The 12373-nt window shown below is 67.6% G+C and carries 8 protein-coding genes, 1 tRNA gene and 1 pseudogene; 3 read left to right on the top strand and 7 right to left on the bottom strand.

Features of this window, described 5'->3' with window-relative positions; genetic code table 11:
• The first annotated feature begins 24 nt into the window (after positions 1-24).
• On the top strand, positions 25-984 hold the full coding sequence (locus OHA03_RS00230; RefSeq protein ID WP_266999519.1) for an NAD-dependent epimerase/dehydratase family protein: 960 nt from the start codon (positions 25-27) through the stop codon (positions 982-984).
• Between the two features lie 63 nt (positions 985-1047).
• On the opposite strand, the gene OHA03_RS00225 is transcribed toward OHA03_RS00230, so the two are convergent.
• On the bottom strand, positions 1048-1905 hold the full coding sequence (locus tag OHA03_RS00225; RefSeq protein ID WP_266999517.1) for a sugar phosphate isomerase/epimerase: 858 nt from the start codon (positions 1903-1905) through the stop codon (positions 1048-1050).
• Between the two features lie 155 nt (positions 1906-2060).
• Here OHA03_RS00225 and OHA03_RS00220 point away from each other — a divergent pair, with 155 nt between their 5' ends.
• Complete coding sequence (locus tag OHA03_RS00220; RefSeq protein WP_266999515.1) at positions 2061-3257, top strand: RNA-guided endonuclease TnpB family protein; 1197 nt, start codon at positions 2061-2063, stop codon at positions 3255-3257.
• A 60-nt stretch (positions 3258-3317) separates the two neighbouring features.
• Here OHA03_RS00220 and OHA03_RS00215 read toward each other — a convergent pair whose 3' ends face one another.
• The 3 genes from OHA03_RS00215 to OHA03_RS00205 form a co-directional block, all read right to left on the bottom strand.
• Positions 3318-6836 carry a ThuA domain-containing protein gene (locus tag OHA03_RS00215; RefSeq protein ID WP_266999513.1) on the bottom strand — a complete coding sequence of 1173 codons (3519 nt, stop codon included), beginning with the start codon at positions 6834-6836 and terminating at the stop codon, positions 3318-3320.
• 256 nt (positions 6837-7092) lie between these two features.
• Positions 7093-7995: a transketolase family protein gene (locus OHA03_RS00210; RefSeq protein WP_266999511.1), complete on the bottom strand. Its 903-nt coding sequence runs from the start codon at positions 7993-7995 to the stop codon at positions 7093-7095.
• Between the two features lie 57 nt (positions 7996-8052).
• The gene (locus tag OHA03_RS00205) at positions 8053-8754 is read right to left on the bottom strand and encodes a transketolase (RefSeq protein ID WP_266999509.1); all 702 of its coding nucleotides are present in this window, start codon (positions 8752-8754) and stop codon (positions 8053-8055) included.
• 128 nt (positions 8755-8882) lie between these two features.
• Between OHA03_RS00205 and OHA03_RS00200 the strand changes: the two genes are divergently transcribed.
• A tRNA-Pro gene (locus OHA03_RS00200) sits at positions 8883-8956 on the top strand.
• A gap of 431 nt (positions 8957-9387) precedes the next feature.
• Here the strand turns inward: OHA03_RS00200 and OHA03_RS00195 are convergent.
• From OHA03_RS00195 to OHA03_RS00185, 3 genes and pseudogenes are all read right to left on the bottom strand, one after another.
• Positions 9388-9614, bottom strand: a pseudogene (locus OHA03_RS00195) (transposase family protein); the annotation flags it as partial.
• Positions 9615-9754: 140 nt separating this feature from the next.
• Positions 9755-11059, bottom strand: a complete 1305-nt coding sequence (locus OHA03_RS00190; RefSeq protein ID WP_266999507.1) for a phosphatidylserine/phosphatidylglycerophosphate/cardiolipin synthase family protein — start codon at positions 11057-11059, stop codon at positions 9755-9757.
• Between the two features lie 569 nt (positions 11060-11628).
• Complete coding sequence (locus OHA03_RS00185) at positions 11629-12141, bottom strand: LLM class flavin-dependent oxidoreductase (RefSeq protein WP_267007874.1); 513 nt, start codon at positions 12139-12141, stop codon at positions 11629-11631.
• Between the last annotated feature and the right edge of the window lie 232 nt (positions 12142-12373).

Here is a 12373-nt window from a genome sequence, read left to right as displayed (position 1 = left end):
ATCAGCGATGTAGAGGAGTACGCCATGACCGCAGTACGTGATCTCCAGGTAGTTCTCGGCGCAGGCCCGGCCGGCACCACGCTCGCCCGTGAACTCGTCGACCGCGGCCACCCGGTCCGGCTCGTCGATCGAGCAGGTGGCGGTGCAGGCGGCGGGCCGGCGATCGAAGGGGTCGAGCGGTTCGCGGCCGATGTGGCCACCTCGGACGGCGCCCGGGCCGCGGTCGAGGGTGCCGCGGTCGTCTACCACTGCGTCAACGTCGGTTACCACCTCCAGGTCGACGTCATGCCGCGGATCCAGGAGGCTGTCCTCGCCGCGGTCGAGGCGGTCGGCGCGCGGCTCGTCGTACTCGACACGCTCTACCCGTATGGCGAGACGCACGGCGCCGTGATGACCGAGGACTCACCGTGGAACGCGACGACACGCAAGGGCCGGATGCGCGCCGAACTCGACGCCCGCTATCTCGCGGCGCACACCGAAGGGCGGCTCCGTGTCGTCCTCGGCCGGTCGGCCGACTTCGTCGGACCCGGCGTGCTCAACTCCACCCTCGGCGGCGCCGTCTTCCCGGCCGCGCTGACCGGGGGAGCGGTGCCTGCCCTCGGCGACATCGACCTGCCGCACAGTTACACGTACATCGCTGATGTGGCTGCCGGACTCGCCACGCTCGGCGCGCACCCCGACAGCGATGGCCGGGTCTGGCACCTGCCGACCGCACCCGCGCTGACCACCCGGCAGGTCTTCACGATGATCGAGGAGCGCACCGGCGGTCCGCTCGACATCACCGTCGTCGACGAGCCGCGCCCGGTCGGCCCGTTCGACGAGGTCTTCATGGCGGAGTACGCCGAGATGTTCTACCAGCACACCGAGCCGCAGATCGTCGACTCGTCGGCCATCGAGAAGGCCTACGGGCTCACTCCGAACCCGCTCCCGGCCACGGTGGACGCAACCCTCGCCTGGTACGAGCAGCTGCTTGCCGCCCACTGAGCACCGCAGCGGCCCCGGAGACCCGAGCAACGCTCTCCGGGGCCGTGCCGCGCGCCGGACCGCTCAGTACCGCAGCCGCGACAGATACGTATAGCTGGCGAGCGCCGACGCGAACGGATCAGCCGGCGAGTCGTGCTCCACCAGCCACTGTTTCACCCCGCCCCGCCGCGCAGTGTCGAACATCGCGGGGAAGTCCAGCACCCCCGACCCGACATCGGCGAAGTCCCCGTCCGGAGCCATGTCCTTCACATGCAGCGCCGGGAAGCGCCGGGGATGGCGTACGAACAGCTCGCCGGGCGCCGAGGCGCCCCCGTTGGCCGCCCAGTACAGATCCAGCTCGAAGCCGACGAGTTCCGGATCGGTCTCGGCGAGCAGGATGTCGTACAGGCTGACGCCGTCCACCACCTGATGGTCCGTGCCGTGATTGTGGTAGAGCAGCTTCAGCCCGGATTCGCGGGCCGCCAGCCCCGCCTTGTTGAACTCCCGTGCCGCCTCCCGGTATCCGGCCGGACTGTGCAGCGACCCCGGCAGACTGGGCACGACGATCCACTTGCCGCCCAGCGTATGGATGTCCTCCAGCGCCTGCGGCAGCCCGGCTCCCCGCACGATGTCGTACCCGACATGTTCGAGGACCGCCTTGAGCCGTGTCTCGTCGAGCATCCGCCGGATGTCGGCGGCGCTGTTGCCGTGCCGGCCGCTCACCCCGACCGTGGCGTACCCGATCTCCGCGAGCCGTTCCAGCGTGCCCCGGAAGTCCGTCGCGAGCGTCGTGCGCATCGTGTACAGGTGCATGCCGATCCCGGACGGCGGGATGCGACGGCAGCGGTCGGACCCTGCGGCGGACGCCGGGGCGGTGCCGAGACCTGCGGCCGCGGCGGCACCCAGAGCCGTACCGAGAAACGCACGTCGTGTGCTGTTCATCTGACTCCTCCGTGGATACTCCGCCCTTCAGGGCGGAGAGGAAACGGACTCCCGCGGAGCAGGGCAAGGGCTGGCTGCGATTCGCCGCCAGGGCGGATCGCAGTGCTCTGACCCGCAGGTTTGATCTTTACATGCGGTCGCATTAGTTTGTGAGCGTGACCGCGAACCATGTGAAGCGGGCGTTCAAGTACCGCTTCTATCCGACGGGTGCGCAGGCAGCTGAGCTGTCGCGCACGTTCGGATGCGTGCGGAAGGTCTACAACCTGGCGCTTGCGGCCCGCACGGAGGCGTGGACGCGGCAGGAGCGGGTCAACTACAACCAGACCTCGGCCCTGCTGACGGCGTGGAAGAAAACCGAGGAACTGGCCTTCCTCAACGACGTGTCGTCGGTGCCGTTGCAGCAGACGCTGCGGCACTTGCAGATCGCGTTCACCAACTTCTTCAGCAAGCGGGCCAAGTACCCGCGCTTCAAGTCCCGCAAGAAGTCCCGCAAGTCCGCCGAGTACACCACCAGCGGTTTCCGCTTCCGGGACGGCAGGCTGACTCTCGCGAAGATGGCCGAGCCGCTGGACATCGTGTGGTCGCGCCCGCTCCCTGAGGGGGCGAAGCCGTCCACTGTGACGGTCTCCGAGGACAGCGCCGGTCGGTGGTTCGTCTCCATGCTGTGCGACGACCTCACCGTCAGGCCGCTGTCCGCCACGGATGCGGCGGTCGGTGTCGATGTCGGTCTGAACCACCTCCTGACGCTCTCCACCGGTGAGAAGATCGCTAACCCGCGGCATGAGCGCACGGACCGTGCCCGGCTCGCGAGGGCCCAACGCACCCTTGCGCGCAAGGCCAAGGGGGACGGCGCCAACCGCAGGAAGGCCCGGCTGAAGGTCGCGAAGATCCACGCCCGGATCGCCGACCGGCGCCGTGACGGCCTGCACAAGCTGACCACTCGGCTCGTTCGTGAAAACCAAACGATCGTGATCGAGGACCTGACCGTGCGAAACATGGTCAAGAACCGGAGCCTGGCCCGCGCCATCAGCGACGCGGCATGGGCCGAGTTCCGCAGCCTGCTGGAGTACAAAGCCCAGTGGTACGGGCGGGAAGTGATCGCGGTCGACCGTTTCTTCCCCTCCTCCAAGCTGTGCTCCGTCTGCGGCACCTTGCAGGGCAAGATGCCGCTGCACGTTCGCACCTGGACGTGCGCCTGCGGCACGACCCACGACCGGGACGTGAACGCCGCACGCAACCTGCTGGCCGCCGGACGGGCGGTGTCGGCCTGTGGAGCTGGTGTAAGACCTCAACGGAGAACTCCGGGCGGGCAGTCGGCTATGAAACAGGAAGTCTCACGGCGCGAGCCGTAAGAATCTCCCTCCTTCAGGAGGGAGAGCGTCAAATCGTGTCTCCTCTCAGCCGACGCGCGCTCAGCTCACGTCGATGCGGACGGAACCGGTGCTCGTGTCGCCCTTGTCGTCGGTGACGGTCAGATGTGCGGTGTACGCACCCTTGCGGTCGTAGGCGTGTGTCGCGGTCGCGCCTTCCGCGCCCGTGGGTTTGACGTTGTCGCCGAAGTCCCAGTGGTACGAGGTGATGGTGCGACCGGCGACCGGCTCGACCACACCGCTCAGCGCGACGGCGAGCGGCGACGTGCCTGTGGCCGGGGCCGCTTTCACGTTGACCTTCGTACCGGGCTTCTTCTCGACGCCGGGCCCGTTGAAGTGCAGCCAGTCCACCGCGAACAGATCTGCCTTGTCGCTCGACCAATCCGGATTGCTGAACACCGCGTACAGCTTCACACTGCTCCCCGGGTTCTCCAGGGCCGTCGTCGGTGAGACGACCTTGCCCCAGTCACCGGTGTTCGGAACGGTCACCTTGCCGAGCAGGGGACCCGTCGGGGACCCGGACCGGAACTCCACGGTGCCACCGATCCCGCCGGAGGCCGCGCCGACCGTCACCGAGTCGATGTTCTTCAGATGCACCGGATCGAAGCTGATCCAGTCACCGTCCTCGATCTCGGTCAGCCGCTTCCCGCCGGAGGCGTCGGCCCTGCTCGCGACCACCACACCGTCGTGCGCGCCGCCGGTCGCCGTGAAGTGCTCCGCCTCACGGAACGTGGTGCGCAGCGTCAGCGAGGTCGAGCCGGTGAGCGCGGGTGCGCCCGGGGCACCCTTGTCCTCGTACTGGGCGGTGATCCCGTAGTACAGGTTCTGTCCCGGGCCGTGGCTGTCCCCGGCGTCCGTGACGATCTCGCCCGTGCAGCCGGTGTAGTTGTCGAGCGGATGCAGATGGGTGTCGTGGCCGAGCTGCGACTGTACGACCACCCGGGAGCAGTCGATCGGCTGCCCGTTCCGCCCGTCCTCCTTGTCCTTCACCTTGACCGTGAACGCAATGGTGTCGCCGAAGTTGAACATCCCCCCGTTCGGAGGCTGTTTGATCGTCACCTCGGGCCTGGTGTTGCCGACGGTGATGTCCTGCACGGCCTGCGCGGTCAGACCACCGGGCCCGGTGACGGTCAGGCGTGCCGTGATGAGCCCCTTGGTGCGGTACGTGTACGAGGGGTTCGGCTCCGTCGAATCGGTGGTGCCGTTGCCGTCGAAGTCCCAGGCATAGGTGACCGGTTGACCCTCCGGCAGGCCGGATCCCGCGCTGGAGAACGCGACGGTGAGCGGCGCCGGACCGCTGTCCCGGCTCGCGGTGATCTTCGCGTTGGGCAGCCGTCCGTCACCGACGTAGTCGATCCGGTAGATGCCCGCCCCCTCGTTGCTGCCGCCGCGTCCGGTGCCGCTGCCGAGGCCGAAGTCGATGACGTACAGCGCCCCGTCGGGGCCGAAGTCGGCATCGAACGGCTGGTTCCATTTCATGTCCGCGAAGACGCCGTTGATCGACTGGAGATCACCGGCCTTGACCGGAGCGAACCGCGGATCGGTGAACGTCTGGTCCTTCTGCTGGAACGAGAACGTCTTGAACCACTGGCGGGTCAGCTCGTAGGTGAGCCACTTCCCCTCGAAGTACTCGGGGAACTTGGTGCGGTACGTGTTGTCGGGGTCGTAGTCGTAGACCGGACCGCTCATCGGGCCACCGCCGCCGGTGCCGAGCTCCGGGAATTCGGCGGACGCGGAGTAGGCGTACCAGACCGTGGCCGGCTGGGCCGGCGGCAGCTCCCGCAGCCCGGTGTTGTTCGGCGAATCGTTGACGAGCGCCGCACAGTCGAACTTCGGGCCCGACTTCTTCGCCGCGAAGTCGTAGTCGTTGAACGGAGTGTTGTTGCCGATGCAGTACGGCCAGCCGAAGTTCCCCGCCTTGGTGATACGGGTGTACTCGACCGTGCCCTCGGGTCCGCGGTCGGCGACCGCGGCCTTGGCGTCCGGGCCGTAGTCGGCGACCATCAGCGCGCCGCTCAGCGGATCCGTGGTGATCCGGAACGGGTTGCGCATCCCCATCGCGTAGATCTCCGGACGCGTCTTCTCCGTACCGGGCGCGAAGAGGTTGCCCTCCGGGACGGTGTACGTGCCGTCGTCCTTCGGCGTGATGCGCAGGATCTTGCCGCGCAGATCGTTCGTGTTGCCCGCCGTGCCCTGGGCGTCCCAGGCGCGCCGGCCCTCGCTCTCGTCGATCGGGTTGAAGCCGTCCGAGGCGAACGGGTCGGTGTTGTCGCCCGTCGCCGCGTACAGATTGCCGTCCTTGTCGAAGGCGAGCGAACCTGCCATGTGGGAGTTGGCCCGGCCCTCGCCCCGCCAGGTCGGAATGGTCAGCAGTCGCTTCTCCGACGCCGGGTCTACCGTGTTGCCGGTGACGGTGAAGCGGGACAGGTTGAGCCGCTTCTCCGTCTTGTCGGAGTGCAGGAGATAGAGCCAGTTGTTCGTGGCGAAGCCGGGATCGAGCGCGAGGCCGAGTAACCCGTCGGACTGGCTGGTCATCTCCGGTGTGTACGCGAAGTCCAGTGCCGTCGTGACCTTCATGGTCTGCTGGTCGATGACCTTCAGCTTCCCGGTGCGCTGGGCGAAGAACACCCGGCGGTCGGGGGCGACGGCCAGCTCGAACGGGTCGGCAAGATCGCTGGTGGCCAGGGCGGTGCGCTGGAACGAACCGGTACGGGTCGCCGTGCAGTCACCCGACTTGGCACCCGCGGCCCATTCGATGCCGCCCAGCAGATGCTTGACGAAGCCCTCCTCCTGGAAGGCCGCCGCCGCATGCCCGCCCGCGGTGAACCAGGAGCGTCCGCCGTCGTAGTTCTGGCACCAGGACCACGGATGGTCCACGCCCTCGTCCAGACCGGTGATGCCGTCGCGCACCTTGATCTGCGCGAGCGTGTGCACCTTGGAGGTCGGGTTGGTGCGCCAGTTGTACCACTCCTCCGTGCGCTCCCAGAGGTCCGGAAGGCCCTTGGTGGACGGGTGCGCATGGTCTAGGACCTTGATCCGGCCGGTCTGCACGGCGGGATGCTGGTCGAAGATCGCGCCGACCAGTCCCTCGTACCAGTCCCAGTCGCGCTCGCTGGCGGACGCGGCATGCAGCCCGACCCAGCCGCCGCCCCCGCGTATGAACTTCTGCAGGGCGGCCCGCTCGTCGGCACTCAGCAAGTCACCTGTCTCCGGGGTGGAGTTGGTGTTGTTGAAGACGATGGCCTGGAAGCGGGCGAGATCGGTGTCGTTGAAGACCGCCGAATCGTCGGTGGCCTCCACGTCGAAGCCGTTCTCCGCGCCGAGCTTCTTGATCGCGTCGATCCCCGCGGGGATCGAGTCGTGCCTGAAGTTGGTGACCTCGGAATAGACCAGGACCCGGAAGGGGGCCGCGTGGGCGCGGGGTGGCGAGGCCACCAGCAGGCCGAGGACCAGGGCCAGGAGTGCGGAGAGAGCGAGGAGAGGCGACGGTAATCCTCGCGAGGGGTGCCTGCTCGGCAGGTGTCTGCTCAGCGGATCTCTGAGTGGCGGGTGGTGACTCATGGGCGCTCCCTGTGCGGTAGATGCCGACTGCGGGATGTAGAAAGCGCTTTCTGGAGTACGCCGTTCAGAGTAGGTTCACGTCATCTGCGGGGTCAATGGGCCGGAAGGGCTCTCTGCGACTTCGCTGTGACGCGGAGTGGGGGCTGGCGCGGGCGGGCCGGGCCCCGTCGCCAGGCCTCTCAGCGGCTGATGGGCCGACCGGCCACCTCGGCCGGCCGCATCCCGTTGCGGGGGCGCACCGTGTCCCCCACCGGTCTCAGCTGTTCAGGAAGCCGCCGATCCGCTCCCGTAGCCCGCGCGGATCCAGGCCGTGCGCGGCGATTTGCTCGTCCATCTGCCCGTAGCGGCGAAGTTCGGCCCTGCCCACCCCGAGCCCCAGTACCCGGTGCGGCAGATCGGCGAGTGCGTCGTTGACCGCGCCCGTAGAGGTGCCCGACAGGTACGGCTCCACGATCACCGCGTCCGCCGTCTCCCTCGCCCCGACCGCCCGCCGCAGCCCCGCCGCGTCGAACGGGCGCACCGTCGTCGCGTACAGCACCGTGACATCCAGGCCCTCCGTCGCTGCGAGCACACCGTCGAGCATGGGCCCGACGGCGATCACCACCCCTTGGCTCCCCTCTCGCACCGGAGTGAATCCAGACCCGGCGCCGACCGGCCGGGCCCGCTCGTTCTGCTGGAGCGAGAGCCGCAGATAGACCCGGTCCTCCCCGGCGGCCGCCTGGCGGAGCAAGGTCTCGGCCTCGTCGGGGTGGCCCGGGACCTGCACGGTCCAGCCGTCGAGGGTGTCCATCAGGGCGACATCGCCCGGTGCCATGTGGGTGATGCCCGCGGCCGGCCAGTCGTACGAACCTCCGGCGCTGACCAGTACCCCGGACACGCCCTGATGCCCGAAGTCGAGCTTCACCTGCTCGAACGGCCGCTCCACCAGGAAGGGGGCGAACGTGTGGATGATCGGCCGCATCCCGGTCAGCGCCAGTCCGGCCCCGGCGCCGATCAGCAGCTGCTCCCGGATGCCGACATTGATCACCCGGTCCGGATGGGTGCGCTCGGCCCGGTCGAAGCCGTCGCGGCTGATCTCGGCCAGCACGACGGCGATCCTGGGGTCGTCGTCCAGGAGCTGGGCCGCGGTGGTGATGAAGCGTTCACGCATGGTGTCCATGAGAGGTGGTACTCCTCGTTCCGGTGACGGATGTGCTGGTGTGCCGTGGTGCGGTCTTCAGCTCTTGGGGGCGACGCGAGCGATCACTGCGAGGGGTCGGCCGGGGTGCGGTGCGGTGAACGCCGCGTACAGCGCCTCGTGATCGCGCCCGTCCACGGTCAGGGCCGACCAGCCGGCCGCCTCGAACCTGGACGCGATGCCGCCGGGCCGGCCATGGGTCGCGGAGGCGTTGTCGATCACCAGGGTGTGCAGCTGGTCGAGGCCGGCCGGACCGGCGTAGGCGATCGCCTCGTGATTACTGCCCTCGTCCAGCTCGGCGTCCCCGATCAGGACCCAGACCCGCGGATCGGTGAGCCCCTGAGCCCGCAGGCCGAGCACACTGCCGACGGCCAGCGGCAGCCCGTGTCCCAGTGATCCGCTGCCGATCTCGGCGCCCGGGACGAGCAGTCGGTCAGGGTGGTGTCCCAGCGGCGAGTCGTACCCGCCGAAACCGGACAGCAGATCCTCGTCGAAGAAGCCGTGCGCGACGAGGACGGCGTAGTACGCCATCGGCCCGTGCCCCTTCGAGAGCAGGAACCTGTCGCGCTCCGGATCGTCCACCGTGGCCGGTGTGACGCGCAGCACGCGGTGGTACAGCACCCAGAGTGCGTCGAGGGTCGAGGTGGCCGCGGGCCCGTGTTTCTCGTCGCCCGTCATCAGGCTCATCAGTCGGTTCAGGTCGCGGTACGGGAGCGCCGGTGCGGCGGTCTTGATCGTCATGCGTCCCAGCGTTCAACCTCAAGTTTGGTCGAGGTCAAGTACCGAAAGGCGTTCGTGAGCACCGGCCCAAGTGCGGTATTGTTCTCATGCGCGTTCGGCCAGGAGAAAAGACCAGGTCAGGCGTGTATCGGGACGTGGCGCAGCTTGGTAGCGCACTTGACTGGGGGTCAAGGGGTCGCAGGTTCAAATCCTGTCGTCCCGACAGTTCGAACGTATTGAACGTCGCAGGTGAAGGGCCGTTTTCATAACGGCCCTTTTTCTGTTCCCGGGCTCGCTCCCAGGGAGCGATGGGAGGGAGCGCGCGCTCCCAGTCCCCTTAACGAATTGCTCCCACTCGGACCGCTGTCCACATATTCGTTCGGGGGGCTTATGGGTATGGGCTTGCGCTCTTCGTGCAGGTCACGCTCGTCCTGGTGGGAGCGGGGCTGGGAGCGGCGTCCCCATAACCGGGGCCGACGGTATGGGGTCATGCGAAATCTTGGGCTCATGTTCGATTTCAAGGACCGGTCAGCAGTATGAGCGGGCCCGTGTTGGTCAGGTCCAGTGCCCGTTCCAGGCCGGGGAAGAACGTCCTGCTGACCCTGGGGAGAGCTTGTCCCAGCGCCCGCGGTTGGGAACACGGACGACCTCGGTCTCGGCGACGTACCGGTAGGCGGTGGTGATGCCCACGCCGAACCCGGCGCTCAGTTGGGCGTAGGTGTGACCGCAGCGCAGATGGGCCAGAACCAGCAGCGCTCGCCATCCGGCGGACAGCCGACGCCCAGCGCGTGCCCTGTTCCCGGCGAGCGTGCGGCGAGCTCACAGGCGAGGAAGCGCAGAGCCGAGGTGGACGATCGAGCGCCGGCTGGGCAGACAAGCACGCGGAAGCTCCTGGCGGACAGGCGATCTTGGTCGTGACCTCGTCCATCAGGAGCATCTTCACGTCCGGACGCCACTCACTCCAACTATCCGCCAGACCAGCCGGGTTGGAGCTCACTGGCACTATTCGGACCGAGAATGCCTATTCCTGGACCTGCCTCGGATCGATCGGAATCTCTCGTGCCGTATTCTCGGCGCGCTCCTCGGCACTCAACTGCCGCGCCACGGTCCCGCAGCAGCGGTCGTACTGGTTCTGCCAGTCCGCCATGAACGTGTCGTAGCTGGACCGGCCGATCAGCTTCAGGTTCGACTCGTCGTTGTGCCAGACGCCGTTGCTCGTCCAGTTCGAGGACCCGACGAACACGAGCCTGGAGTTGGCCGCACCCGCGTAACTGCCGCTGACCATCATGTACTTGTCGTGCGTGTAGTGCAGAGCGTTGCCATTCGCGTCGGTGCCGTGGCTGGTGTCGTGCACGTCGATATTCGGCCGGTTCTTCAGGTAGCTCTGCACGCTGTCATCGACCTGGCCGGCGGTGATAAGAATGTGGATCTTGACGCCGGTTTGTGCCAGACTCACCAGCTTCTTCGGCAGCTCCAGATAGTTCCGGTCGCCCGGCTGCCCGTGAGAGGTCCACTGGAACATGGCGATGTTGATCGTGGCCGGCGCCTTGATGTTGCTCAGGAAGTCGACCCAGGTGTCGCTTCTGGTGCGCGCCTTGGGCCACTGGTAGGAGGGCGGGGACAGTTTCCTGGCGGCCGTGGCGCTGGTGGAGTTGTAGTAGTCGGGTGCCAGCGGGCCCGGGCCATAGATCGCCCCCCTGGCCATGGCGCTGAAGTAGCGGACGTAGGAGTTGTACAGGTCGACGTTGCCCTTGACGGTGGCGCTGCTGTTCCACGCGGTGCTGGCCTGGGCGGAGGTGGGGTTCGCGCTGCTGACGGTCACAGTCCTGTTCGCATCGAGCCCGCCGCTGAGCATGTAGTACTTCGCGTGCAGGGCGGAGCCGTCGAAGTGGGACAGGCAGCCGCCCGGGCACAGCGCGGCGAAGCTGGAGGCTCGCGGGTCGTTGCCCAACTCGGTGACCATCGACTGCCAGATCGTATTGTCGCTGTGAGCGTCCATCAGCGCCTTTACGATGACGCCGCGCTGGTGCGCGGCGATAAGGGCGTTGGCGAAGTCCGGGCCCGGCTGTGCGGTGCTGATCGAGTACATGGCGACGCGAATGGTCTGCCCGCAACTGGCGCTGTTGATCGATTCGATGATCGGGCCCATGATCTTCATCTGGGCGGCGGGGTCCTCCGGGTCGTTGAAGCGCGGGCCCGGGCTGGAGGTGAACGTCCGAGACTCGCAGCTGAGCGGGGGCTTGGCCTTCTTGACCGCGGCGTGCGCCGGTGTCAGCGACAGTACGGTGACGACCAGCGCGGTGATTAGCGTGAACGTTCGCTTCATGGGCGGCCTTTCGCCGGGCTGTTGATGATGAAGAGTCGGGTTGCCGCAAGAGGCCCGCAGGAGCGATGCCGTCGTCAGCGGAAGCTACTACTGTTCCACCGATTGTTCCGATATTCACCTGAAGTCCCCGCATTGCGCATCGCAAGATTCCTTGAGCAGGGGAGCAACCGCGGGGTGTTGCTCTGCACCGGGTGGTCATGGCGATCACGGTGACCAGGAAACGGCGGGCGAACTGTGCGTCGTAGCACAGGGCGTAGCGGCGGGGTAGATCCTCCAGGTGCCACAGCACGCCCTCGCATTCGGCGACGTTCGTCTCCTCGTCGGTGAGGGTCTGGACGCCTTTTGAGCATGTCGAAGGCGGTATCGGAGACATCCGGTACCGCCTTGCCGTTTGTCCTGAGGACCAGCCGGGGGCCGCGCACGGGTTCGGTGTCGCCGGAACGGGGGCAGGAGTCCTCGTCGATCAGGCCCTCGCACACATCGGCTGCCTACCGTGGAAACTGCCCTGTGGTGCCGCCCGTGGGGGCGGGGCAGGGCAGTTTCAGCCGGGTCCCGCTGAACGTGATGCCTCAGGAGGTCATCATGTCGCGCACCAGCGGCGCCACCTGCGTGCCGAAGAGTTCGATGGTGGTCATCAGTTCCTCGTGCGGCAGGCCGTTCATCCCGTACTTCAGGTCGAAGCGGCTCGCGCCCAGTGTCCGGAGCGTGGTGGCGATCTTCCGTGCCACGGTTTCGGGCGACCCGACGTACAAGGCTCCATCGGGGCCGACGTCGTGGCTGAAGTGCTCGAACGTCGGCGCGCGGAAACCGCGTTGCCGTGCCACCATCCGCATCGTGCTCTCGTAGTACGGCCAGAACTCCTCCACCGCCTTTTCGTCCGTGGCGGCCACGTGGCCGGGGGAGTGAACGCCGACGGGCCGTTCCGGCTGGCCGAGCTTGTCGAGGGCCTCGCGGAAGAGGGCGGAGAACGGAGCGAACCGTGCCGTGGGGCCACCGATGATCGCGAGCATCAGCGAGAAGCCGTGCCGTGCCGTGCGGATCACCGACTCGGGGCTGCCGCCGACGCCGATCCAGGTCGGGATCCCGCCTAATGGGAGCTACGGAGTCGGGGAATGCTCGGTTCCGTAGCCGCCAGCAGGTGAGCACTATCGCCGCCGGAACCAGCCGAGTTCTGGAGTCAGACCGTGCCCCTGCTGGTCGGCCGGGAGGCCAGACCGCTGATGGGGTGGCGTGCCCGCCCCACGGGGGCGTGAGCACTGGATCCATTAGGCCGCGTGCCGCGCCTTCCGCAGGCTGCACCGCTGTGTCAAGTAC

The organism is Streptomyces sp. NBC_00154 (assembly GCF_026342835.1).
Classification (GTDB): Bacteria; Actinomycetota; Actinomycetes; order Streptomycetales; family Streptomycetaceae; genus Streptomyces.
The sequence above is the reverse complement of the archived record's forward strand: the minus strand, read 5'-3'. Positions and strand labels throughout refer to the sequence as shown.

Coding starts and splice junctions, on each gene's coding strand:
- OHA03_RS00215 (WP_266999513.1), bottom strand. CDS start 6,836: ATGAGTCACCACCCGCCACTCAGAGATCCGCTGAGCAGACACCTGCCG.
- OHA03_RS00210 (WP_266999511.1), bottom strand. CDS start 7,995: ATGGACACCATGCGTGAACGCTTCATCACCACCGCGGCCCAGCTCCTG.
- OHA03_RS00205 (WP_266999509.1), bottom strand. CDS start 8,754: ATGACGATCAAGACCGCCGCACCGGCGCTCCCGTACCGCGACCTGAAC.
- OHA03_RS00225 (WP_266999517.1), bottom strand. CDS start 1,905: ATGAACAGCACACGACGTGCGTTTCTCGGTACGGCTCTGGGTGCCGCC.
- OHA03_RS00230 (WP_266999519.1), top strand. CDS start 25: ATGACCGCAGTACGTGATCTCCAGGTAGTTCTCGGCGCAGGCCCGGCC.
- OHA03_RS00190 (WP_266999507.1), bottom strand. CDS start 11,059: ATGAAGCGAACGTTCACGCTAATCACCGCGCTGGTCGTCACCGTACTG.